Annotated in this window: 27 protein-coding genes and 1 pseudogene; 20 read left to right on the forward strand and 8 right to left on the reverse strand. The window is 37.6% G+C overall.

What is annotated here, in order from left to right; translation table 11 throughout:
* The 12 genes from tnpB to QI30_RS00870 all read left to right on the forward strand — a co-directional run.
* Positions 1 to 1,052: IS200/IS605 family element RNA-guided endonuclease TnpB (gene tnpB, locus QI30_RS00815; RefSeq protein ID WP_148113843.1), on the forward strand; the 1,052-nt coding region annotated here is incomplete at its 5' end.
* A 161-nt stretch (positions 1,053 to 1,213) separates the two neighbouring features.
* A complete protein-coding gene (locus QI30_RS00820) occupies positions 1,214 to 1,756 on the forward strand; it encodes an ATP-binding protein (RefSeq protein WP_126989052.1) in 543 nt (180 codons plus the stop codon).
* 122 nt (positions 1,757 to 1,878) lie between these two features.
* On the forward strand, positions 1,879 to 2,964 hold the full coding sequence (locus QI30_RS00825) for a hypothetical protein (RefSeq protein ID WP_126989053.1): 1,086 nt from the start codon (positions 1,879 to 1,881) through the stop codon (positions 2,962 to 2,964).
* Positions 2,965 to 3,209: 245 nt separating this feature from the next.
* Positions 3,210 to 3,818: an RsiV family protein gene (locus QI30_RS00830; protein WP_126989054.1), complete on the forward strand. Its 609-nt coding sequence runs from the start codon at positions 3,210 to 3,212 to the stop codon at positions 3,816 to 3,818.
* Between the two features lie 427 nt (positions 3,819 to 4,245).
* Positions 4,246 to 5,256 carry a serine hydrolase gene (locus tag QI30_RS00835; RefSeq protein ID WP_126989055.1) on the forward strand — a complete coding sequence of 337 codons (1,011 nt, stop codon included), beginning with the start codon at positions 4,246 to 4,248 and terminating at the stop codon, positions 5,254 to 5,256.
* Positions 5,257 to 5,551: 295 nt separating this feature from the next.
* A complete protein-coding gene (locus tag QI30_RS00840; RefSeq protein ID WP_126989056.1) occupies positions 5,552 to 6,202 on the forward strand; it encodes a DUF3298 and DUF4163 domain-containing protein in 651 nt (216 codons plus the stop codon).
* Positions 6,203 to 6,349: 147 nt separating this feature from the next.
* The gene (locus QI30_RS00845) at positions 6,350 to 7,003 is read left to right on the forward strand and encodes a DUF3298 and DUF4163 domain-containing protein (protein ID WP_126989057.1); all 654 of its coding nucleotides are present in this window, start codon (positions 6,350 to 6,352) and stop codon (positions 7,001 to 7,003) included.
* A gap of 76 nt (positions 7,004 to 7,079) precedes the next feature.
* Positions 7,080 to 8,510, forward strand: a complete 1,431-nt coding sequence (locus QI30_RS00850; protein WP_126989058.1) for a transglutaminase domain-containing protein — start codon at positions 7,080 to 7,082, stop codon at positions 8,508 to 8,510.
* Between the two features lie 11 nt (positions 8,511 to 8,521).
* A complete protein-coding gene (locus tag QI30_RS00855; RefSeq protein WP_126989059.1) occupies positions 8,522 to 8,998 on the forward strand; it encodes a hypothetical protein in 477 nt (158 codons plus the stop codon).
* A gap of 42 nt (positions 8,999 to 9,040) precedes the next feature.
* Positions 9,041 to 9,451, forward strand: a complete 411-nt coding sequence (locus tag QI30_RS00860; RefSeq protein ID WP_126989060.1) for a hypothetical protein — start codon at positions 9,041 to 9,043, stop codon at positions 9,449 to 9,451.
* A 75-nt stretch (positions 9,452 to 9,526) separates the two neighbouring features.
* Complete coding sequence (locus QI30_RS00865) at positions 9,527 to 11,146, forward strand: DUF2075 domain-containing protein (protein ID WP_126989061.1); 1,620 nt, start codon at positions 9,527 to 9,529, stop codon at positions 11,144 to 11,146.
* Positions 11,143 to 11,478 carry a nucleotide pyrophosphohydrolase gene (locus QI30_RS00870; protein ID WP_199754616.1) on the forward strand — a complete coding sequence of 112 codons (336 nt, stop codon included), beginning with the start codon at positions 11,143 to 11,145 and terminating at the stop codon, positions 11,476 to 11,478. Before QI30_RS00865 ends, QI30_RS00870 begins: the two co-directional genes overlap by 4 nt.
* A 47-nt stretch (positions 11,479 to 11,525) precedes the next feature.
* On the opposite strand, the gene QI30_RS00875 is transcribed toward QI30_RS00870, so the two are convergent.
* Positions 11,526 to 12,590 (reverse strand): M24 family metallopeptidase, encoded by a 1,065-nt coding sequence (locus QI30_RS00875; protein WP_126989062.1) that lies wholly within the window; start codon positions 12,588 to 12,590, stop codon positions 11,526 to 11,528.
* Positions 12,591 to 12,685: 95 nt separating this feature from the next.
* Complete coding sequence (locus QI30_RS00880) at positions 12,686 to 13,207, reverse strand: GNAT family N-acetyltransferase (protein WP_158620924.1); 522 nt, start codon at positions 13,205 to 13,207, stop codon at positions 12,686 to 12,688.
* A 112-nt stretch (positions 13,208 to 13,319) separates the two neighbouring features.
* On the opposite strand from QI30_RS00880, the gene QI30_RS21060 reads away from it, so the two are divergent.
* Positions 13,320 to 13,448 (forward strand): hypothetical protein, encoded by a 129-nt coding sequence (locus QI30_RS21060; protein WP_255411542.1) that lies wholly within the window; start codon positions 13,320 to 13,322, stop codon positions 13,446 to 13,448.
* Positions 13,449 to 13,692: 244 nt separating this feature from the next.
* Here the strand turns inward: QI30_RS21060 and QI30_RS00885 are convergent, their stop codons facing one another.
* The 4 genes from QI30_RS00885 to QI30_RS00900 all read right to left on the reverse strand — a co-directional run bounded on the left by QI30_RS00885 (position 13,693) and on the right by QI30_RS00900 (position 17,727).
* Positions 13,693 to 15,378: a methyl-accepting chemotaxis protein gene (locus QI30_RS00885; RefSeq protein ID WP_126989064.1), complete on the reverse strand. Its 1,686-nt coding sequence runs from the start codon at positions 15,376 to 15,378 to the stop codon at positions 13,693 to 13,695.
* Positions 15,379 to 15,390: 12 nt separating this feature from the next.
* The gene (locus tag QI30_RS00890; RefSeq protein ID WP_126989065.1) at positions 15,391 to 15,936 is read right to left on the reverse strand and encodes a glutathione peroxidase; all 546 of its coding nucleotides are present in this window, start codon (positions 15,934 to 15,936) and stop codon (positions 15,391 to 15,393) included.
* Between the two features lie 172 nt (positions 15,937 to 16,108).
* Positions 16,109 to 17,176 (reverse strand): copper resistance D family protein, encoded by a 1,068-nt coding sequence (locus QI30_RS00895; protein ID WP_126989066.1) that lies wholly within the window; start codon positions 17,174 to 17,176, stop codon positions 16,109 to 16,111.
* Positions 17,176 to 17,727 (reverse strand): copper resistance CopC family protein, encoded by a 552-nt coding sequence (locus QI30_RS00900; protein WP_233600492.1) that lies wholly within the window; start codon positions 17,725 to 17,727, stop codon positions 17,176 to 17,178. Before QI30_RS00900 ends, QI30_RS00895 begins: the two co-directional genes overlap by 1 nt.
* A gap of 203 nt (positions 17,728 to 17,930) precedes the next feature.
* On the opposite strand from QI30_RS00900, the gene QI30_RS00905 reads away from it, so the two are divergent.
* From QI30_RS00905 to QI30_RS21185, 5 genes and pseudogenes are all read left to right on the forward strand, one after another.
* Entirely contained in the window at positions 17,931 to 18,509 is a 579-nt protein-coding gene (locus QI30_RS00905; RefSeq protein ID WP_126989067.1) for a TetR family transcriptional regulator, read from the forward strand.
* 70 nt (positions 18,510 to 18,579) lie between these two features.
* Positions 18,580 to 18,909: a DMT family transporter gene (locus tag QI30_RS00910; protein WP_126989068.1), complete on the forward strand. Its 330-nt coding sequence runs from the start codon at positions 18,580 to 18,582 to the stop codon at positions 18,907 to 18,909.
* Position 18,910: 1 nt separating this feature from the next.
* The gene (locus QI30_RS00915) at positions 18,911 to 19,225 is read left to right on the forward strand and encodes a DMT family transporter (RefSeq protein ID WP_126989069.1); all 315 of its coding nucleotides are present in this window, start codon (positions 18,911 to 18,913) and stop codon (positions 19,223 to 19,225) included.
* A gap of 314 nt (positions 19,226 to 19,539) precedes the next feature.
* Positions 19,540 to 19,809, forward strand: a complete 270-nt coding sequence (locus QI30_RS00920; RefSeq protein WP_126989070.1) for a hypothetical protein — start codon at positions 19,540 to 19,542, stop codon at positions 19,807 to 19,809.
* An 84-nt stretch (positions 19,810 to 19,893) separates the two neighbouring features.
* A pseudogene (locus QI30_RS21185) lies at positions 19,894 to 20,013 on the forward strand (dimethylsulfone monooxygenase SfnG); the annotation flags it as partial.
* Between the two features lie 188 nt (positions 20,014 to 20,201).
* Here the strand turns inward: QI30_RS21185 and QI30_RS20280 are convergent.
* Entirely contained in the window at positions 20,202 to 20,348 is a 147-nt protein-coding gene (locus QI30_RS20280) for a hypothetical protein (RefSeq protein ID WP_158620925.1), read from the reverse strand.
* Positions 20,349 to 20,471: 123 nt separating this feature from the next.
* Entirely contained in the window at positions 20,472 to 21,776 is a 1,305-nt protein-coding gene (locus QI30_RS00930) for a hypothetical protein (RefSeq protein ID WP_126989072.1), read from the reverse strand.
* A 103-nt stretch (positions 21,777 to 21,879) separates the two neighbouring features.
* Between QI30_RS00930 and QI30_RS00935 the strand changes: the two genes are divergently transcribed.
* Both QI30_RS00935 and QI30_RS00940 read left to right on the forward strand, forming a co-directional pair.
* Positions 21,880 to 23,421 carry an AbgT family transporter gene (locus tag QI30_RS00935; RefSeq protein WP_233600493.1) on the forward strand — a complete coding sequence of 514 codons (1,542 nt, stop codon included), beginning with the start codon at positions 21,880 to 21,882 and terminating at the stop codon, positions 23,419 to 23,421.
* Positions 23,422 to 23,437: 16 nt separating this feature from the next.
* The gene (locus tag QI30_RS00940; RefSeq protein WP_126989073.1) at positions 23,438 to 24,730 is read left to right on the forward strand and encodes an amidohydrolase; all 1,293 of its coding nucleotides are present in this window, start codon (positions 23,438 to 23,440) and stop codon (positions 24,728 to 24,730) included.
* Positions 24,731 to 24,734 lie beyond the last annotated feature (4 nt).

Here is a 24,734-nt window from a genome sequence, read left to right on the forward strand (position 1 = left end):
ACAACTATTTCCTTGAACGTTGGAATACTTCTTATGAAGAAGAAGGAAAAGGGTTGAATCGTTCCATTATGTCTAAAATGCTCACAAAGCTGAAAAAACAAGATGATACGGCATGGCTACGCAACGTAGATAGTGTGGCATTACAAGCCTCTTATGAAAATTTACTAGACGCTTTTAAACGTTTCTTTCAAAAGCAAAATAACTATCCTCGCTTTAAAAGTAAAAAGAATCCAGTTCAAAGTTATACTACGAAGAATACGAATAACAATATTGCGATTATCGGTAATCAAATGAAGCTACCAAAATTAGGACTTGTAAAGTTTGTAAAATCGCGTGACATTAAAGGGCGTATTTTAAAGGCGACAATCAAATACAATGCGAGTGGTACATTTTACGTGTCTGTCCAATGCGAAGTGCCAGACTTTAAGCCATTGCCTAAAACAAAGGAAGCTGTAGGAATTGATTTAGGTATCACCGATTTTGCGATTCTGTCTACTGGACGTAAAGTGGATAACCAACGCTTTACAGCCAAAATGGAGCAGAAGTTAAAACGTGAGCAACGCAAGTTATCACGTCGCTACGAGCAAGCGAAAAAAGATGGGCGTGATTTACGTGAGTGCATGAACTATCAAAAGCAACGTCGTAAAGTGGCTCGTTTGCGTGAGCGTGTCGCGTTTCAACGAGAAGATTTTTTGAATAAACTGTCAACAGAATTGATTCGTCACTATGACGTCATCTGTCTTGAAGACTTAAACACAAAAGGCATGTTGAAAAATCATAAGTTAGCGAAAGCGATCAGTGATGTGTCATGGTCTTCTTTTGTACAAAAACTGATGTATAAGGCGAAATGGTTCGGTAGAAAAATTGTTGAAATCGACAGATTTTTCCCATCGAGCCAACTTTGTCATGCCTGTGGTCATCGAGATGGCAAGAAAACATTGGATATTCGTGAGTGGACTTGTCCATCTTGTGATACGACACTAGACCGAGATATTAATGCAAGTAAGAATATCTTAATCGAAGGGTTAAGACTTTTAAAGCAACAACCGTAGGAACGACGGGGATAGCCTACTAAAAAAAGTGAAGCCGCTGTTTCGAGCAACTGGAAACAAGCAAGCACTGTTCGTAGGAATCTCCCACTTCAAGCAACGTTCGAAGAACGGCTAAGTGGGGGTAGTTCAAAGCAGAGACAGAAGAGGAGCAGCTGAATAAAATGCTCGCGGTTCGTGTGGCAGAGCGCTTTATTCAGGGCGAGGTGTTTAATGTATGGATTCAGTCGCCGGAGACCGGATGTGGGAAAAGTCATTTGGCGATGAGTATTTTACAGCAGGTCAATGAGGCCTCACCGCAAAATCGACGTACTTTATTTTTAGATTTTGGTCGGACAATGGAGCTGATGCGTGATAGTGTGGGTAACAGAGAAAGTATGTATACGCAAAATTATTTTGTGACGCTCGCGAGTAAGGTGGATGTGCTCGTACTCGATGATTTAGGTGCGGAAACTGGGGATATTTATAGTGATAAGCGGGCGAGCGAGTATACGAGCAATGTGCTACGAAGTATATTAAATAGTCGCCAGCATAAGCCGACAATTATTACGACAAATTTAAGTGGGCAGCGTCTTTTGACAGGCTACCGAGAAGGCGGCCGTTTCATTCCACCAATGTATGATAAAAAGATGATGTCGCGCGCCATGCGTAAGGTGGAGCATATTCTTTTTAAAGATACCCCTGATAAGCGCTTGCTGGGGTTTTAGCTACTTAAAAGGCCATAGAGGCGGTCTTTTTTTGTAAGAAATTCAAAAAAATGCAACTGTTTCATTATTGGAACGTTCTTATAAGAGATAGCAAAAGTAAATTGCGTAGGGAGCAGGTTGTATTGAGGAAAAAAGGGCTAGTAGTGTGCATCATCGCCGTTGTTATCGGTATGGCGATTTTTTTAACAGTGGGTGCTAATAAGAAGAGTGAGCGTAGCACAGGCTATACGATGATCAAGGATGAAAAACTGAAGGATGATGTCAAGTTACCTTATACGAATTTAACGAGTTACATAGCAACGAATGATTTTATTTACGTGGCCGTATGTGAGCCAGGTTCTGCATCGATTGCTAATCAGATTGTGAAAATTGACCGAACATCTGGTGCGTATAAAAGTATTTTCCATTCTAATTTAGATAAAGCGGCAACACAGGGCTTAAAAAATAGCGGAGACTGGATTATCTGGGTAGATGGAGATGATCTAGGAGGTAGCACAAAATTCTACGCATTTAATGAAAAAACAAACAAGACGCTGTCATTCGGCACAACAAGTGATACAGTGTATACCGATTTTCCAGAGATTTCGGGTGACCTTGTTGTATGGGCAGAGCATGAGCAAGTTACGAAACAAACAAAGCTGATGACCTATGATTTAACAACACAAAAACGCAAAACCATCCGTACCGTTTCTAAGGATAAATGGAAAGTTTCTGATTACACGATTCGCGATGGTGTGATTGCTTATATTGATAAATCATCAGAAAAAATGATGCTTCATGTACAGGATACGAAGAAAAAAACGAACAAAAAGTACCCTATTACAGCGAAAAATCCAGATTGGCTAACTTTTATTGATGAGCATACAATTGTGTATGTGGATAATTTAAAGCAAGGACAATTTGATAAAAATAAACTGATGACATATAGCATGAAAGATAAAAAGGAAAGTGCGTTATTTGCAGACCAAAAAACGGTAGAAGTAGACTCATTAAGTGGCTTTAAGAATGATGCCATTCTTACAGAGGTAAATAATGCGCTGCATGTATTTGCGGTTGAAAATGGTGTCGTAACCGAACAGCCTTTTACCCAAAAAAACAACTGGCCGCTTGATAGTGTAGATATCTCTTATTGGAATCACGAATTTTATATTTTTGAAAATGATGTAGACGCGCATATTTATAATTTAACCATTGATACAGAGCTTTAAATGGAGAGAGAGTCACACCGATGTGTGACTTTTTTTATTTGGTGGAAAAGCCCAGGAACTTTTTGGAATACGTACCGTCCTGTACTATAAGATGGAAATTTACCATTATATGTTGTATTAAAATGCTTAAATATCTAATAAGAAATTGATTTATAAATAGTTTGTTAATTTACCTATCTCCATTTAACTATAAAAAATTGTGTTATAATGGAAATGATAGAAATAAGTTCTAAGGAGTGTTTTATTTGAAAAAATTAGTAGCAACAGCAGCAATGTTAGGTTTTATGGTGGCAGTACCAGTTCAAAGCATTGGGGCTCAAGCAGCATCTGCACCAAAAGTATCCATTAAAGACTATAAAGGCGCAGACGATATTCAATACGCAGTTATTGCTGGGGACAAATACAAAGCAGTAAATGCAAAAATGAAAAAAGAAGCAAAAAAAGCGTATGACTACCAAGCTGCTGAAAAAACTGAAATGGCATTAAAACCTATCGTGAAATTTAAATCAGCGAGCAAAGTAAGTATTCTTTCTGTGATGTCAGAAACAGCAGATGATGCAGCACATGGTAACTTCACTGCAATCAGCTACAACACAATTAACGGCAAAGAAGTATCATTGAAAAGTGTTTTCAAATCAGAAAAAGCGTATTTAAATGCTAAAAAATATGCGAAAGCAAAAGTTTTAGATAATAAAAAGAAATATCCTTTAGCAGATAAGAAAACAACAATTGCAGGTCATTCATTCTACTTCACATCAACAGGCGGCATTAAAGTCGTATTTGATCCATACGAAGTAGCACCATATGCAGATGGTTTCGTAACCGTATCGATTCCAAAATCTCAATTAAAATAATGTGCTAATTTAAAAAGCACCTCAGAGCTCGGACAGCTTTGATGTGTTTTTGTATGAGGAAAAAAGCGTATAATAAGCTGTAGTGTGAAATCATGCTTACATAGGAATAGAGGAAAGAAACTAAAATATTAAGTAAGCCAATTAATAACCTGGGGGATTTTATTAAACTTAAACGAAGCTAAGGCCATAAAGAAAAGAAATCTGACTATATTCTCTCAAGTGTTTACATTATAACCGAATTTACTATGCTACCATTTTTGTGAGAGAATTAAAGATATACTTTGTAGCATAAATTTTTATAGGATGAGGTGCGATTTTAAAATTGATTTTTTTGTATAGTTTACTTATATTTCTAATTTTTATATTCATTTTAAATAGAATTTGGGTTTATAAAACAAAATCAAATCCAGAGTATATTTATAAATTTATGAAAGAAAATAGCAATAATGAAGTAGCCATATTAGTTAAGTATAATGGGGAAATTTTAGGGCAATGCAACGAAAATAAGATGTTACCTTTAGCCAGTGTAGCCAAAATAATAGTTGCAATTGAATTTTCGAAACAAGTGGCAGAAAGAAAATTGATTGCTAGCAATTTAATTAATATTAAAGAAATAGAAAAATATTTTATACCTAATAGCGATGGTGGCTCATATCAAGAATGGTTAAAAACGTTAGGTGATAGGGAACAAGTGACATTATTAGAGGTTGCTCAGGGAATGATTCATTATAGTTCTAATGCTAACACTTCATATTTAATGAATATTTTAGGGATTGAGAATACAAACAAATTATTGGGAGAATTACAGTTAAAGAAACATGAAAATATTTTCCCAGCTACAGAAGCGCTATACATACCATTAAAGTTAAATGGATATGATCAAAACTTCTCCAATATAGAATATATATTGGAGAAATTTGAAAAAATGGATTCGAATGAATACTATAGAGAATCTATCGCTTTAAATGAAGAATGGAATCGTAATCCATTATCTAAAGAACATAAAAATCAAATAATGAACAAGTTAAATTTAGATTTTCAGAGAATTTGGTCTAATCGCATGCCTAAATCGACAGCTAATGAATATATGTCTATCTTAGAAAAATTAAACAGCAAAACCTTCTTTCCGAAGGATGTTCATAATTACCTCGATAAAATCATGGAACAATTAATGTTAAACCCTCGAAATCAAGAATGGTTAAAACATGCTGGACAAAAGGGTGGTTCAACTTTGAATATTCTTAATAGCGCATTTTACGCTGAAGATATTAGAAACAATAAATTAGAAGTAGTCTTCTTTTCAAATTGTTTAGAAGAAAAAGATGTGCTAAAAAGAAGGAAATTAGAAAAATCTCTAAACGCATTTCACATTCAACTACTAAAAAGTGAAGCATTTAGAAATTCAGTTCGAAAGAATTTGAAGTCTCTAAACCAATAACATGGTTCTGTTGTAAAAAAATATCCTTATGCAGATGCAAGTATAACCATTGCGAGTCACGCGTTTCAACAGGTGGAGTAAAAGTGGTATTTGATCCATATGAATTAGCTTCATTTGCAGATGGAATGAAAACCGTATCGATAAAAATTAAATAACCAAAAGAGCCTACGCTTTTTTTCGTAGGCTTTTTTTAAAAAAGATTAATTTTTCAGAAAAATAACATATTAAACTAACAATTGGTTACTTTTTCAGACTATAATAAAGGAAGAAGGTAACTGATAAAGGGGTGATTTCAATGAAGAAGTTAGGAACGGTACTCATTATGCTATGCTTTCTCGCAATGTTACCGCTTCAAGGTTTAGGGGCAAGTGCGGCAGCACCTAAGATTTCGGTCAAGACGTATAAGACGGAGCAGATTCAATATGCAGTCATTCACGGGGATAAATATAAAGCGGTCAATGCGAAGATGAAAAAAGAGGCAGAGGAAGCTTATGCTACACAAAAAAAGCTTGATAAGCAGATGAAGAAAGACAAAGAGGCTGGCGTGGTTTTACAGGGAACTGATTATGTGATTGGCCTAACACCTGTTATAAAATATAAAACATCAACAAATATCAGTATTTTAACACAAACGTATATTTATGATGGTGGCGCACATGGAAATTCATATTATGAAAGTTACAATGTCTATAAAGGTAAGCTAATATCATTAAAGAAAGCCTTTAAATCGGATTCAGCCTACGTAAATGGTAAGAAATATGCGAAGCAAAAAATGCTACATAATCCAGCCAGCTATCCATTTGCGGATAATAAGTCGACAATTGCCGGTCATGCATTCTACTTCACATCAACTGGCGGCATCAAAGTGGTATTTGATCCGTATGAGGTAGCACCGTATGTAGATGGAATGAAAACCGTATTAATTCCCAAAAAATATATTAAATAACAGAGAAGCCTACGCTTTTTTTCGTAGGCTTTTTTAAAACTTTAAAAGACTAAATTTTCAGAAAAAATAGTACGTTAAACTAACGGTTGATTGCTTTTTCATATTATAATAGAAGGAAGAAGGTAAACTAATAAAGGGGTGATTTCAATGAAGAAGCTATGGACGGTACTCATTATGCTATGCTTTCTCGTAATGTTACCGCTTCAAAGTCTAGGGGCAAGTGCGGTGGCACCGAAGATCTCAGTCAAGCATTATAAGACGGAGCAGATTCAATATGCAGTCATTCACGGGGATAAGTATAAAGCGGTCAATGCGAAGATGCTAAATGAGGCGAAGGAAACGTACGCGCTACAAAAAGAATTGGATCAGCAATTGGCGCGTGATAAGGCAAATGGTAGTGTACCAGATTATATGGAATACTGGGCTGTGCTGACACCCTTTGTGAAATACAAATCATCAACGAAGGTTAGTATTTTAACGCAGCTTTATGTGTATAATGGCGGGGCGCATGGCAACTCTTCATATGAAAGCTACAATGTTTATAAAGGAACACAGCTTTCATTAAAAGGGGCATTCAAGTCAGAAGCGGCATATTTGAAAGCAAAAAAATATGCCAAAGCAAAAATGCTAGGATATCCTGAAAAATATCCATTTGCAGATAGCACAACAACGATTGCAGGTCATCCGTATTACTGGGTAGCGTCAGGTGGCATTAAGGTCGTCTTTGCACCATATGAGGTGGCACCATATGCAGCGGGTCCGGTGACAGTATCGATTCCTGCAGCGTATATGATGAAATAAAAGGAAGAAGCCTGGCGAAAGCGGGCTTCTTTTTTTGTTATAATAAAGCCATTATGTATAGATTGTAGGGAATTAGATGGCTATTTATTTTGAATCATTACAGACGTTTCAGGCGAACGGCGGCTTGAAGCAGTCAACAATTACAGCGAAGCAGCTACTACCGGCGTTAGTGACGCATATGCAACGAGGAGACCGAAAATTTTCGCTGCATATTAATGGGCGCCTGCCGAAGCCGCTTAGTGAGCTACTGCAGGATGCTTTTGACATCTCACATTTGCAGCAGCCGTTTCACACACAGCACTGCGCACGCCAGCAAAGCAAATATATAAACGTGTCAAAGAGCCGTATTAAAATTGATTTTTCGATGCATTACCGGATGTCGCGTGACGAGCATAAATGGGTCGTTGATGAAATTGGGCGTATTTTAAAGCAATTGATTAAGGAGGATATGAGTGATGTGCAAAAGGTTGTCGCGGTACATGACTATATCGTGCGCAATCACCAATATGAGATGAATACAACCGGCTCGCCGTTTACGGTATTTACCTTTATGCATGAGAAGCAGGGCGTTTGTATGGCGTATGCCTTACTTTTTGAAAAGATGATGGAGGAGCTTCACATTCCTTGTTATTACGTGGTCGGCAAGGCGGATGGTGAGAGTGATTTAGGGCATGCGTGGAATATGGTGCAGCTCGGCGGCGAGTGGTATCATATCGATGCGACATGGAATGATTTGGGCTCGAAGCTGAAAAATCATGAAATTCGCTATCGTTATTTTTTACGCTCGGATGAGTTTATGAAGCGTGATCACCACTGGAATCACAATCATTACCCGCAGTGCCTGAGTGAGACGTATAAAGGCATGTCGAATTTTTATGATGTGACCTACTGTGAGGATGCGATTTATTTTCCACATCCAACGTCGTCAAAGCTTATTAAAATGAATGTAGATACACGAAAAACAGCCGTATTAGTCGAGGGACGCGTGCAATTTTGCTCGGCATTTGAAGAGGCAATCTATTTTTGTGCGGTCGACAATGAACGTCATTTATATAAGCTAAATACGACAACAAATGAAGTTAGCTGTGTTGAAAAACGCGAGGTCATCGCCATCAAGCGAACATTATCACAGCTTATTGTGACATTTCGTGAAGGAGAGCCACTATGCTTAGAAGGGGCCCTTCAGGAAATAACGGAGACTGTGGAGGCATATGATGTCGAGCTTGCGGGCTTTGGCAATAGCTGGTTCGGTACGTATAAGGGTAAGGCACAGGCCATTTGCTTTACAGACGGTGCAGGGCTCGAGCTACTTATTCAAGATAGCTATAAGCAAGTCGCTGTCGATATTTTATGCCATGACAAGCTACAAATTTCACTTACCGCGAATAAAAAACCATTAAAAGCAACGAAGCCAGTAATTGTGACATTGCCAAAAGAGTTGGCCGAGCGAGTAGGGCAGGAGCGCGTAGAGATAATGGGCGATTGTGCGCTTAGATTAGAGGGATAAGGTGAAAATGAATGAAAAAATTTAGAGGAAAACGACGTTACTTTCGTAATTTACAAAAGGAAGCACATATAAAGAATTATGATTTAGATTTTAGTGCGGAAAGTTGGTTTGATTTTTGGCATACGCATATCGACTTTTGTGGACATGGAAATGATGCTGTAAACATAAGAAAGCAACATGTAAAGGCTTTATTTAATTTGTTTAATGAGGCAAATAAAGAGCTGGAAAACTGGGGAAAGCCTTATCAACTATGGATTGAACTATGTCATGAAGATGCTTCTATGGATGCGTTATTTATCCATTCGCCTAATCCAAATGCAGCTAATTTTCCGTATCAACATTCACTGAATCCGCTGAATGTAAAAGCGGAATTACCCGCTTATTTAACGGATGTCATTAGTGTGGAACAGTATAAAATCGCAAGTTATGAAACAATTGAAGAAGATGGCAGAGTAGAGAAGCTATTTATCATTCAACTACAAAAATAGATACGCTTACTAAAAGATAATAGTATAAAGGAGATTTATTAGATGAGTGACATTGTATGGTCATTAATTTTGTTTATAGGCGGAAGCATTTTTCTATTAAGTATTATTATCTATATGTTTAAAAAACAACGAGGTCATAAAGATTTTCTTGTATCTATCATTATTCTCATTGTATTCTTTATCGTATGTGCGTATGGAAGTGTTCTAGCTGTCCAACAAGCATTTGACAATAAGAATAGATCGGTAGCTTCTGGAAAATGTACGATTTTAATTTTGGAAGATATAGGAGGACGATTTGGCTCTTACAGTCTCATTGATGTTGAAGTAAACGATGTATCCTTAAGCACAAATTTAGAAAACTTTCCAACGATAAAAGAAGGAACGTATCGTTGTAAAGTAGCGTATTCTAAACATACAGATAAAATTTTCGATTTGGAGATTTTAGAGGATTAAAAAACTGCTTGAAGCATGCGAATAAAAATGCATGCTTTTTTTGATATAATAAGTAAAAAATGGAGGGGTTAGACAATGGGCTCGTTAGAAATCGTATCGATGGATTTTAAAAATGATGCATTAAATCGCATTAGCCAGCAAGAATCTTATTTGAATTATCCTGTTATTTATTTGCTTAATAATGATAAGGAAGCTTACATCGGGGAAACGATTTATTTTAAAAAAAGAATGAAGGCGCATTTGAAAAATAAGGCGCGTAAAAATTTAACACAAATCAATCTCATTCAGCATGAACGATTTAACCGCTCCGCAACATTTCATCTCGAAACGAAATTGATCAATTACTTTTTAGGAGATGAAAAATATTTATTACAAAATAAAAGTAAAACAGTAAGCCATGTGACACATAATTACTACGAAAAATCTTTTTATGATGAAGAAGTCTTTCAAGAGCTATGGCAACAATTGCGACAAAAAAAGCTTGTGCAGCATTCACTGCATGCAATCGAAAATAAAGATATTTTTAAGCTGTCGCCATTTAAAGAACTTTCTCGTGAACAGCTTGATTTAAAAGAGGAGGTACTCGAATTTTGTGAAAATCACATCCAGGATGAAAGCAGTTTGTTAATTATTGAAGGAGAAGCGGGCGTTGGAAAAAGTGTCGTACTGAGCTCGATTTTTAACACCTTACAAGAGTATGCACTAGAAGAGGGGGCGCTTAAGAAAACAACTAACTATTTGGTCGTCAATCATGAGGAAATGCTCAAGACCTATAAAGGAATTGCTAAAAATGTGAAGCATCTAAAGGCTAAAAATATTGAAAAACCAACACCGCTTATTAACCGTCTTCAAAAAAATGATGAGCGTGCAGATATTATTTTAGTGGATGAGGCGCATTTATTATTAACACGCAAAGATACATATAATAATTTTTATGGAAATAATCAATTAGAAGAATTAATGAAACTGGCAAAGATTGTGATTATTGTTTATGACCAAAATCAAGTATTGAAATTGAAGAGCCTATGGGAAGCTGCTAAACTGGAAACCTTAAAGCAGACGGCAAAAACGTGTAAAGTTTACCCGTTAACGAATCAATTTCGTATGCAAGCCAATGATCAAATAATTAAATGGATTGATGCTTTTAAAGATAAGAAGCTACTGCCCATACCTGTAGATGAAAAATATGAGGTGGCCTGTTTTGATAGCTTGCAGCAGCTTCATCAAGCAATTGAAGAGAAAAATAAGGACGTAGGATTAAGCCGCGTTGTTGCCACATTTGATTTTCTACATAAGAAAGACAATAAAACCTATTATGTAACGGAATCTAAAGGGGACTATCAAATGCCCTGGAATACAACTGCAAGTTCTACAACATGGGCAGAACGTCAGGAAACGATCCAAGAGGCGGGCTCTATTTATACGATTCAGGGATTTGATTTGAATTATGTCGGGGTTGTGCTTGGGCCATCTATTCAGTATGATGCAGCGAATGATTGCTTGAGAATTGATACAACAAAATATAAAGATACAGGTGCTTATGCAGGGACAGAAGGAATCGAAAATGTTGAGTTTGCGAAGGAACGAATCATTTTAAATTCACTCAATATTTTAATGAAACGCGGCGTTCATGGCCTCTATATTTATGCGTATGATGAAGCATTACGCGAGCGTTTAAAGGAGCTGAAAGCATGACAATTGAAGAACTACAAAAACAGGTGATAGCGTTTCGGGATGAGCGAAACTGGAAACAATTCCACAATCCAAAAGATGTTGCGCTATCATTGTCACTAGAGGCAAGTGAATTACTTGAAAATTTCCAATGGAAAACGAGTGATGAAGCATTAACTATTAATAAAGAGAACATCAAAGACGAGCTAGCAGATGTTGTAATTTATGCATTATTATTTGCGGATGAGGCACAGATTGATTTAGCAAAAGCTGTTCAACAAAAAATTAAAAAGAATGCCTTAAAATATCCAGTTGAAAAGGCAAAGGGAAATAAATCGAAATATACGGAGCTATAAAATAAAAAAAGGGCGGTACCCATACAGGTACTGTCCTTTTTTCACTGCTATAGCACAATCAATTCTTTTGGTGAATGAGTAATAACCTCTGCGCCGTCCTTTGTCATAATGACGTCATCCTCGATACGCACGCCACCAAGTCCAGGGATATAAATACCAGGCTCCATTGTAAGCACCATATTTTCTCTCACTGGTGTAGCAACACCTTGTGCTAAGAAAATGTCCTCATGAATATCAAGGCCAATGCCATGGCCTGCACCATGACCGTATTGTGCGCCGTAGCCTTGTGCGGTAATGTAATCGCGTGATAGGCTATCGACCTCTTGTGCGGTCATGCCGATTTTCATTTCCTTCAGTGATAATTCCTGTGCTGCTAAGACAATATCATAAATTTTTCGTAGCTCAGCAGGCGGCTCTCCAACAGCAATCGTGCGCGTCATATCCGAGCGATAGCCCTTATAATAAGCACCGAAATCTAGTGTCAGCATATCACCTGTTTCAATTTTTTTCTCTGTCGGTGCACCATGTGGTAGGGCAGAGCGCGTACCTGAGGCAACAATCATATCAAATGATGCGCCATCTGCACCATTTTTACGCATATGTGATTCAAGCTCAAAAGCAATTTCACGTTCTGTCACGCCAGGCTTAATAAACGTCAAAATATGCGTGAATGCCTCATCTGAAATCCATGCAGCTTTCTTAATTAATTCGATTTCATCAGGTGTTTTCGTTAGGCGTATTGCTTCAACAAGCAGTGACATCGGCTGTAATGTAGCCTTAATATTTGCTGTTAGCATACGATATGTAGCGAATGAGACATGCTGTTCTTCAAAGGCAAGTGTTGTAATATTTTGCTCTTTCAGCGAGGCATTAATAACATCATATACGTGTCTCGGGTTAATTTCTTGCACTGTAAAATCAGGGCATTGTGCTGTGGCTTGCTCTGTGTAACGGAAGTCCACGAATAATTTGGCCTCAGTTTGTGTGACGAGAACCGCGCCCTCACTTCCTGTAAAATTTGTTAAGTAGCGGCGGTTTTGATCGCTCATTACGATGAAAGCCTCAACATCTTGCTGTTTTAAGATGAGACGTAGCTTTTCTAAAATAGTCATGAAAATTCCTCCCTTTAGCATCACTATAGCGCGAAAAGGTGGCGTCAACAATGGTTTTTTTGAAAATTAAAAAATCGTACCGCAGTACGATCTTTTTAAGCAAAGCAGCCTTTATTAAATAAATACACATCTCCCGGTTCTTCAAAATTATCAAAGCGAGGATTTAATGCTAAGCCAAGGGCCTCCGCCGTTTTTATCGACGGGATATTATTATATTTCGTACGCGCAACAATCTTAGGATTTGTATCAATTGTATCGTGAATATACTGTAGTACAAGCTCATTAGCCTCTTTTGTATAGCCCTTCCGTGTATAAGCTGTATCTAATCGATACGCTAAATTAAAAATACGGCCATTTTGCCAATCACGGTAGCGCACACCGCACATACCAATCACGTCATTAGAGGCCTTTTCAATCATAATAAAATAGCCAATTTCGTCACGTGTCCAGTCATCCATCCAGTTTAGTAACATCTCGCGGGTTTGTTCTATAGATTCATGTGGTCCACCTGGGTTGTAGCGATTTGTGGAAGGGTCAGCATGAATACGATGCATTGCTTCTAAATACTGTAAATCAGGTTGTACGAGCTTCAATCGATTATTTTCTAAAATGACCATGTGAAAGCCTCCTATCATTATCCATTCTATTCCCAAAATCAAATAAAATTATGCGATTTTTTTCTGGAATTTATATTCGCTTGCTATAGTCCTATAGTGAGGAGGAGAACAAATGAAAAAATTATTAAGTTCGATTACAGATTTTGTATCAACGAAAAAAGGCATGTGGCTGACCATCCTTATTTGGCTTGTTGCAATGGTCGCGCTAAGTGGGGGTAGTTCAAGTATTTACAACGTCTAAAGGAACCATTTCTGTAGAAGATGTGTCGACTATTTTAAAAGAAATTAAGGATGAAATGCTAGATAGTTCAAAAATGCTACCACGTTGATAGTATTTAAAAAGAGACTGGGACATACGTGTAAAACAACCTTTCCTATGAGCATATAAAAAACCGGAATCGCGCGGTGGCGCGGTTCCGGTTTTGTGTTGTGAATGCTAAAAAAGGAACATGACGTGTTTTGTCCAAGTCTCCTTTTTATAATGGTTATACTTTAAATGCGCGAATCTCTTCATTTAATTGTTGCGCATGATTACTTAATTCCATTGCGACCTGAGTGATTTGCTCCATCGTCGCTTTTTGCTCTTCCATTGAATCAACAATGACATGAATACTTTGAGAAGCCTGTGATGCCCCACCAGAAATGTCTTGAATAGAGGCAGCTACTTGCTCAGCACCTGCAGATAATTCCTCAGATGTTGCAGAAATATCTTCGATTTGTGCGGTCATTGTCGACACAGCCATTGAAATCGTATCAAAGGATGTATGTGCCTCCTCAATTACATCAACACCCTGTTTTACAGAGACAAGGGACGCTGCTACTGCTTTTTCAACATTCGCTGTATCTAGCTGAATCTCGTCCGTTAAGCGTTTAATCGAGTTCGCTGATTTCTTCGATTGCTCTGCAAGTTTTCCAACTTCTGCAGCAACAACTGCGAAGCCCTTCCCATGTTCGCCTGCACGTGCCGCTTCTATTGAGGCATTAAGTGCAAGTAGGTTCGTTTGATCGGTAATGTCGGTAATAATTTTTGTCATCAAAGCAATTTCCACCGTTTGTGCGGAAAGCTTCGTCACTAATTGACTAACTAAATCTGTCGAATTATTAATGTCTGTCATTTGTTTACTTGCATCGCTCACTGTCGCAAGCCCTTGTGAAGCTTGATTACTCGTATCTGATGCCGATTCGTTTAATGTTTGGGCAGATTCGGCAATGCGTTGTACGCCTTGAGCGGTTTCGTCCATTGCATAAGCACTTTCATTCGATGCTTCAACAGATGAAGAAGCACGCGCTGCAACCGTTTCGACCTGTGATGTAATTTCGTCGCTCGTCGCACTTACTTCTTCTGTGCTTGCCGACAATTCTTCGGCTGCTGCGGATAATTGCTCTGCATTCATTTGTAAATTTCCTACAAGATGATGAAGGTTATTTTTCATTTTATTGACACTTATCGCAAGCTGACCAATTTCATCTTTTGCGTGTACGGGAATATCTTGCTGTGTTAAATCTCCATCGGCGACAATATTTACGAGCTTGTTTACATTCGTCAGTGGGTTCACAATATGACGACGAATATACACGATAAAGAATAGCGTAATCACGATACTGATAATTAATGAAATACTAGCTGTCCATTTTGTCGACGAAATCACAGAAGTTGTTTCATCTGCAATATCGGTTAATTGCTGATTTTGATACGTTCGCATTTCATCCGCAAGCTTTACCAAATGCCCATTTGAGCTTGCAATATCCTCTACAACAATTCGTTTTGCCTCGCGCTTATTTTTTGCATTAATTGCGGTCATAAAGACGTTCATTTGGTCATTGAATTCATTATTGTATGTATTCAATTCCTTCCATTGCTGTTTGACTGAGGAAGCCATTAAATAATTTTCTAGCTTTGCAATGGAATCATCGACGCCCTTTGCGCTAGCAGCTAGTAGGTCACGATTACTTTCTGAGTCCTCGATAATAATGGCACGCGCATATAGACCTTGTTTATACAAATTAATCATAATTTCATCAAGTAATTGTACTTGTACAATCCTATTTTGGAAGGCCTCGTCTGCTTTTTTATCAATAGAGACGACATTAATAATCGCAAACGAAATCGATAAAAACATAATAATCAAAATAGAGATAAAGGCCAAATTTAATTTTTTACTAACACTCATTGGATTTCCTCCTTAAAGTAATGATTCGATTGCTTGTTCAATGTCTAAAATTGAATCATCTGGCTCAAAGCGATGCACAACATGTCCCTGACGATTTACTAAAAATTTTGTGAAGTTCCAGCGAATATTCGGCGCGAGTAAATAGTCAGGATAATTTTCCTCAATATGAGCGTACAACATTTGTTGTTGCATATTGTCACGAGGCATGTCTTTGCAAGATATTTCATGCTTTAAATAGTGAAATAAAGGATGTGCCTTTTCACCGTTTACCATCACTTTATCGAAGACTGGATAAGAGACACCATATTGTAATTTGCATTGTGTGGCAGTCGTTTGACTATCTTCTGGATTTTGTTCACCAAATTGATTGCAAGGAAAGGCTAAAATAGTAAAGCCGCGTTCTTGATAACGTGTATACAGTTTTTGCAAATCTTCATATTGATATGTAAATTGACACTGGCTTGCTGTATTCACAATAAGCATGACTTGTTGCTGATACGTTTGCATTGATAAAATCTCATTATTGGGCTTTTTTACCAAGTAATTATAAATACTCATAAAAGTCTCCTCTTCTCTCTACTAAATTAGTTCTAATTATATAGGTAATAAAACTAAAAGACTATATGTATGCTAGAAAAAAGTAAAAGATATTGAAAGGGTACAAGAATATGTCACAAATAAAAAAGAAGAATCGCCATGAATGGCATTCTTCTTTCAAAACGATTTAATTTTAGAGCAATACAATGCTTTTCATAACAAATATGTACGTCGATACCGCAGCAATAAAGCCGAGAATAAACGTGACATAAGCTGGTATTTGACGAATAAGGAATGACATCAAAAAGATACAAAGACTAATCGTCGCAAGTGATAAAAAGGCGACGGCCACACCAGAAAATGCAAAATTCATAACTGTGTCTCCGTCAATTGCCGCTCCACCATGCAACCACTGGAATACAGGAGATACCATCGATTGTGTTAGCTCATGAACAGGCGGTTGTTGCTGTGTAAAGAAAGCGGTAATGATTAAAATAATCATTAAAAATGAGCTTTCGATACGAACCCATGGAAGCGGGTTAAACGGCATGTCTCGTTTTAACATAAAACGTGCAATAATCATATTGGCAAAAGCTAATAAAACAATTGGCACAACAAACATATGCTTTAAGAATAACCCTTGACCATAATTTGTTAGCCATGATGTAACATAGCTTGGCACAAGGACACCCATTAAAATTAAGCCACTAATGATGATCGTAAATAAGCTAGCTGCTGCGACAATTGAAAACCATTTTAAGAATGCCAGCCAATTAGCTGTATTTTTTGCAAAAAAGCTCACAACAAATAATGTTCCTACCCAAACACTCATCGCAATCGTATGCAAGAAATCGCTGATGATGCCTGTTGTAAAATTCATTGATGTCGCATGACTTCCCCAAGCGAGCGTCATCATCAAGATGACCATAATCAAAAGGCCAAAGCGGGCAAACATACCGCGTGCGACTAAAATAATCAGCATAATAGAAAAGGCGAGTGTCATCACCCACGCGAGTCCTACCGTTGTAGAAGATAATACAAGCAGGGTAGCATCTAAGTAGCCAATACGTGCGCCAAGATTAATAATAACTTCAATCACTGCAACAAAAGATAGTATAGGAATGGCAACCGCGCTAATAAGTAGCCATTTTTTCGGTACAACGATTTCAGGACGCTTTTGTGCAGGCACGCTATAAAGCACAAATGTTCCTGTTAAAATCGCTAGACAAATATAAAGGAATGCTTGAGAAATTTCGAGCATTATTTTTTACGTAACAAGAAGAATAAACCGCCGCCAATCACGACAACTAATCCACCGAAGACAGCTGCTAGCATGCCAACTGATGGACCAGTGACCTCTTCCTCAGTTGGTGTAGCTGGTTTTTCTTCTTTTTCTTTCGTTTCTACTTTTTCTTCAGTAGTAGTTTCTGCTGCTTTTTCTTCCTTCACTTCTTTTGCATTAACAGAAAATGAATACGTGCCTTCTACTGGATGGCCGTCAGCGCTTAAGACATTCCAATCAACCTGATAGTCGTCATTTGCAAGGGGCTTGTCAAATGAAGCCGTCATTTCAGTATTATGAATTGTTAAATCATTTGATTCGACTTCTTTGCCTTTTGAATCTGTTACGGTAATGTCACTCCCTTTTTCAATTTTGCCGCTAAAGGTAATGGACACTTCATCGAGTACCTTTTTTACGACTTGTCCATCTGTTGGATTTGAGTCTGTTAATTCTGAATGTGCAAAAGCAGGTAAGCTCATTGTTGTTGTCACAATGGCTGCTGCTGCAACGGGCATAAAACGTTTCATCATGTTGTTTACCGCTCCTTTTAGTTTAGCTATTATTCATCATCTATTGTACAAGAAAATCATGAACTATTTGTGAAGAAGCACTCACAAATGGAGCTCATAGTGTAAAAAGTATCTCAATTTCACACGGTTGTCACAAAACCTACTGATTGACAGTCATTCACACTATCCGTTACGATAGAGGGAAGGAGAAGGGGGGCGCATACATGGCTGACAAAAAAGAGCGTATAATCGCTGCAGCACAGGAAGTATTTTTAACGCAGGGAATTGATAATACAAAAGTATCTGATATTGTGAAGCTCGCAGGCATTGCACAAGGGACTTTCTATTTGTATTTTCCAACGAAGGCAGCAGTTATGCCTGAAATTGCTAAGCAGGTAATTGTTGAGATTCTTGCGTATTTGCAACAGGAGACAAAAAAGTCATCATCTGCAGCGCAACAGCTAAATGACATGATTGATGCGATGATGCGCTTTAACCTTGAACAAAAGGATCGATTACAGCTTTTATATGCAGGTCTTGCAAAAAGTGAGTATATTCGTGAATGGGAGGACATTTACTCTCCATTTTATGATTGGATGGCTCATTTAATTGTGCGAGGTCAACAAGAACAATCAATGAATGCGGATATGGATGCATTTAGTACAGCACGTATTTTAATCGGGACTATTGAATCGACAGCAGAGCAGCTTTATTTATTCGATGATAAAGTAGATGAAGCATTTGCTGCACAACAAATTCGTACACTAAAAACGTTTGTCCACCGCGCATTAGGTATTCAATAAGTTGAATACCTATATTTTTAACACAAAAAATGACTACAAGTCACTTTTTTTAAAATTTGGAGGAGTTATTATGAAAAAAGACTGGATGTACGTCGCTTTAACCAGTCTCTGTGAAATATTATGGCTTTTAGGATTTTCGTTTGCATCGAGTTGGTGGCATTGGATTTTGATTGTCGGTCTGATTATGCTCGATTTCCACTTTTTAGCGAAAGCCTGTGAAAACTTGCCGACAGGCACTGTCTATGCTATTTTTGCTGGTGTCGGGACGTTTGGAACCGTATTAATGGATTTACTTATTTTTGATAAACCACTTGATTTGATGACAAGTGCCTTTATGCTGATTTTAATTGCCGGAATTATTGGCTTGAAATTAAGTGATGGCAAAGGGAAGGAGGCATAATATGGGCTGGATATTTGTATTATTAGCTGCTTCCTGTGAGATTGCCGGTGTTGTCGGTTTACGTTTATTTAGTCAGGCTAAGAAGTCCTGGCAGCTCGCACTCTATATTGGTGGATTTGGTTTATCCTTCTTTTTCCTTTATCAATCATTTCATTATTTACAATTAAGCATTGCTTATGTCATTTGGATTGGCATTGGTACGGTGGGGGCTGTTGTTGTGAATATTTTATTTTTTGGTGAAGCAAAAAATAGAATGCGCTTAATTAGTATGGCGGCAATTATCGTCGGCTTAATCGGCTTAAAAGCAATGGCTTAAACGGAACAACATCTTCAGATTACTGGAGGTGTTTTTTTGTTTGGAAAGTATTTTTAACTTTTTTAAAATCCAGATATGAAGCGGTTTTTGAGTGATTTTTTATTAAATTTTTATAAAGCATACTTGACTACTAGGAATAGTAATGTTTATACTAGCAACAACAAATTAAACAAACCGACCAGACAACTGGAGGGCTTATCGATTAATGATCGATTTGCTCTCCTTTTGCGTTTTGGTTATAGGTGACTAGACAACTAGAGCCTCTCTAATTTTTGGATTAGAGAGGCTTTTGTGCATTGTAAGGAGAGGATAGCATGGCCAATCTAGATGAGGTATTTCATTTACCAGATTTACGCTTTGTGCAGTTTTGTGAGGAGAAATTTGCTTTAAATAAAGGCATTTATAATACAATTGATAATTATTTTTTTGAGCTAGGTGTGCACGATATTATTAAACGCCGTCGGTTGATTTTTCAATTTAGCTTACAGCACTGTGCTGTAGGAAAAAAATTTGGACCAGGTGGGTTAACTAGAAAACTAGAAGACTTTATGGAGCAAAAGAGTGGACTGCTGCAAGTAAATTAAAATTTTTTACACATAATTCTTAGTTATATGATAGGTATTATTATCATAAAAAATCTGAATTTTCTAATCGAAGGAGTGTTTTTCATGACATTGAAATTTTCCTATTGGGCGCCAAACGTAAGTGGTGGGCTAGTTATTTCGAAATTGCCACAAAAGACAGGCTGGGACTTTGAGGATAATGTACGCTACCCACACTTAGAGGAAGCGTATACAACGGCAGAGCTATTATTCTCTAAACTGCCGATAGCGAAAAAAGATGATACATTAGGACGAACATTTTTAAGTCCATTTGGTGGTTTAACATCTGCCGGGGCGAAATAAAATAGTTGTTCACAACAAAAATAAGGAATCGTGCCAACGCGCGATTCCTTATTTTCGTATGCTCAGCTTTTTTACGCTTTCGTATGTACGCTATAGGCAATGCTAAGTAATGTCCCAAACGCTAAACCTGCAACAATCATCAAGCCAACAGATTCAAAGAAGGTAACGAGAAAGATGGTTAAAATAAGTCCGAATAAAATAAGAAAAATATTTTTCACAAAAATTCACCTCCCTATTTATTAAAATTTTATCATAAAAAGAATTAATTGGTAATTCGATGCTGGAATACAATGGTTACTTTTTAAATTAAGGTCCTACTTTGATAAGACACAAATAAGTATTTAGTAATCAAAAAAATGAATTTCATAAACATGCTTAGGACGCCCCTGCATTTTTATTTGCTGTGTAGTAGATAAACTCGCATAACCATGCTCTACAAGCTTTTTTAAATAGCGATTTGCAGAACGTTCGGTCGTATTTAAATCGAGTGCTAAATCTGTCGCGTTCGTTTCATAGTTTCCGCGCTTTTGAAGTGACTGATACATACGCTGAAGAATGGTTGTTGAGATATTTGTCTTTTGATAAATGGTATTTAGCTTTTGGATAGTTGTATCAGATAGGTTGAGTTTCAGATCATTTGCTATCGGGCCAATCGTTGTGCCATTTTTTTCAATAATATAAGTTGTGGTCTTTTTGCTGTCTTCTCCAAGAAAAGCAGCTTTTTCGCCGTTAAACAGCGCTTCTTGTATCGATACGCCAATCCCCCATCCAATCGAAACATGAAAATCAATAGTATCTGAGAGCATCTGTTGAATAGCGCACGATGTTTTATTGTGTGTAAGCGTTAAAAAATCTGTATAGCTGATTAAGATTTTAATAGCAAAAGATTCTTGCTGAAGAATAAAAGGTAAATTTTCCGTGCGTCCAAAATCGAGTAACGACTTATACAAGGTAATTTTCCGATAATCTAAATCACGATGTAAATCATGCAATTGTACATAGCCGACAACAAGCTGATTTTGTGTCAATCGATCAATTTCCATGTCTTTTATTAAAAGGTCAATGGTGTTTTTAACACTTGCCTCTGAAGGTGTAAACACAATTGTTGTAATCGAGTCCGGCATATTTGTAGACAGATGTGGCAAACGAGTAAGGTAGTAGCGAATATGTGGTTGCTTGCTAAGTTGCTCAGAATATTCGGCAAGATGTCCATAAATTTTTTCTTCATCAAATGCTGTAATAGATTCATTGAATATATGTGGCCAATTTTCTTTAGGAAATGTATCTCGAATAGAGAGGAAATTATTTTCTTGATATAAGAAATCGATAAAGCATTTTTTTAACTGAAAGTGAGGATCTTGCTGCGAATAGTGAAAGCATTTTTTGTAAAAATCTTCCTCAGAAATTGCGATGTAACGCATTGGTTTTTTGAATTGTGGGTGGTTTCTTTTGAGATGAAAATAAGGGATTTGTCCACTACATAAAATACCATCAAAAAAGATAGAATTTTCAGAAAAAATTGTTGCTAAATGAGTTAAATTAGTATAACTAAAATAATAAAATTGCCATTGATCTTCTAATGAATTTGTATAAGATTTAATCCAGTCTTCAGATTCGATTTTATAAAAAATAGCTATTTTTTTCATTTTTTTTCTCCTTTGTGTAGTGGAAATTTATTTGTAAATAGTTTACCATAAATTTTAAGACAGAGTAATAACTTGTCCTAAAACATTCGTTAGGGGGAACTTTATGCGTGCAAAAAAAGAGCAAGGATACGTTTCAATGGGAGGAAATTCGCGCTTTGACCGCTTTTTACATCTAGTCGAGCGTGTAGGAAATCGCCTACCAGATCCATTTATTCTATTTTTCTATTTAACAATTCTATTAGTAATTGCGACCTTCTTCTTGTCTATTTATGGTGATGCAGTGAAACACCCAACAACTGGGGACCCTGTAGCAGTAAAAACGTTAGTGTCAACAGAAGGTATTCGTTATATTTTGTCCGATATGATTACGAATTTTACAAGCTTTGCGCCACTTGGGTTAGTAATTGTCGTCATGCTAGGCATTGGGCTTTCAGAGAAGGTTGGCTTACTTGAAGTAGCAATGAAGCAGGCGATTTTAGCAACGCCTGGACGAATCATTACGTTTGCTGTCTTCTTTATCGGAATTTTAGCAAATGTTGCGTCAGATGCCGCGTTCGTTGTCGTACCACCGCTAGCTGCGTTAGCTTTCTTAGCTGTTGGACGACATCCACTTGCAGGTTTAGCTTCAGGTTTAGCTGCTACAGGAATTGGCTTTTCAGCGAATATTATTATTGCGGGTACAGATGTATTACTATCAGGTATTGCAACAGAGGTAGCAAAGGGTTTTAATCCAGATGCACATGTCTCGCCTGTTGATAACTGGTTCTTTATGAGTGTTTCAACATTTGTACTAGCGACACTAGGGACAATTATTACGGAAAAATATGTGGAGCCACGTCTTGGTAAATATACAGGGGACCATAAGGATGATATGGCACACGTTATTACGGCCCTTGAGAAAAAAGGTTTGCGCAATGCTTGTATTGCAATGGCGATTTATGTAATTGCACTTCTTATTGCGCTTTTTATTCCGAATTCGCCGCTTCTAAACGACGATGGCACATTTCTACGCTCTCCATTTTTAACAGGCATCGTACCATTATTATTTGGCTTGTTTCTAGTCGCCGGCATTACATACGGTGTCACTATTCAGAAAATTCAATCTACTAAAGATGTGCCGAAGCTAATGGCAGAGGCTGTGAAGGATTTATCTGGTTATATTGTGTTGGTATTTATGATTGCGCAGTTTGTTGCATTTTTTAACTGGACAAATCTTTCAACATGGTTAGCTGTCCATTTCTCAAACATTTTAGAGTTTTTGAATTTAACCAATATATTTGCGATTATTCTCTTTGTTTTACTTGTAGCATGTCTGAGTCTCTTTATCATTAGTGGCTCAGCGTTATGGGCACTTGTGGCACCGATTTTTATTCCGACATTTATGGCACTTGGCTATAATCCAGCCTTTATTCAGCTAGCTTATCGAATTGGTGAATCTTCAACGAATATGGTGACACCACTAAATCCTTATTTCGCGATTATTCTCTCATTCCTGCATGTTTACGATAAGAAGGCAGGAATTGGGACGTTAATGTCATTAATGATTCCGTACACGGTTGCATTCCTTATAGTTTGGACATTATTACTCGTTATATTCGCACTGTTTAACATTCCAATTGGTCCTGGTATTTATATGAAAATGTAAGGAAGGGTGAAAAGAGATGGAGATTCCACAGAGCATCATTGCACAAATGAATCAGTGGCGTCGCGATTTTCATGCTCATCCAGAAGTCGGATGGACAGAATTTCGAACAGCTTCGAAAATTGCGGCTTATTTAGAGGAACAGGATATTGATATTTTACTTGGAAAAGAAGTAATTTCTGAGAACCGAATGGGGCTTCCATCGCAGGAACAACTCCAAAAAAGCTATGAGCGAGCAATTAAAGAAGGGGCAGATACAAAGTATGCTTCTCATTTTGAGGGTGGCTATACAGGCGTAGTTGCGACAATTCCCGGTGATTTACCGGGACCAACTGTTGCCTTTCGATTTGATATTGATGCACTTCCTATTTTTGAATCGATTGAAAAAAAACATTTGCCTCTTGCGCAAGGATTTTCGTCTATTCATGATGGAGAGATGCATGCTTGTGGCCATGATGGGCATGCCGCGATTGGCTTAGCGCTTGCGACGATTCTTTCACAAAATCGCTCCTCAATTGAAGGCGTTGTAAAAATTATATTCCAGCCAGCAGAGGAGAGTGTACGCGGTGCGAAATCCATGGTTGAAGCAGGTGTCGTTGAAGATGTAGATTATTTTCTTGCAATGCATATCGGTACAGGGGTTCCTGAGAATACAGTCGTATGCGGTGCAGATGGCTTTTTAGCAACGACAAAAATTGATGTTGAATTCTCAGGTATGGCGGCACATGCGGGCGCTTATCCTGAGGAAGGAAGAAATGCATTAGTGGCTGCTGCACAGGCAGTCATTGCGATGCAGGGCATTAGCCGAAGTAGTTTGGGCGATTCGCGGATTAACATTGGTACACTTCATGCCGGATCGGGAAGAAATGTCATTGCAGATCATGCCAAGCTACAGCTTGAAACGCGTGGTATCAATACGGTGGTTAATACGTATATGTATGAGGAAGTCATTCGTATAACAGAAGGGATTGCACAAATGTATGGTGTAACAGCTACGCATTCCATTGTTGGAGAGGCCAATTCAGCAAGCTCTTCTGAAAGACTTGTCACATTGCTTACGGAAGCGGCTAATAAATCTGGTATAGAGACAGTCATTCCCCGAGAAAATTTTGCGGCGGGTTCAGAGGATGCTACCTACTTTATGGAAGCTGTACAAGAGCAAGGTGGCTATGCGAGTTACAGCGTCTTTGGTACAGAACTTGCAGCAGGACACCATCATGAGGCCTTTGATTTTAAAGAAAATGTTATGGAACAAGCGCTTCACGTTTTAACAAGTGCTTTACTAACAATTTATCAAAAAGAAAGGGAGTAGATAC

Source organism: Candidatus Kurthia intestinigallinarum (genome assembly GCF_003991225.1).
Classification (GTDB): domain Bacteria; phylum Bacillota; class Bacilli; order Bacillales_A; family Planococcaceae; genus Kurthia; species Kurthia populi.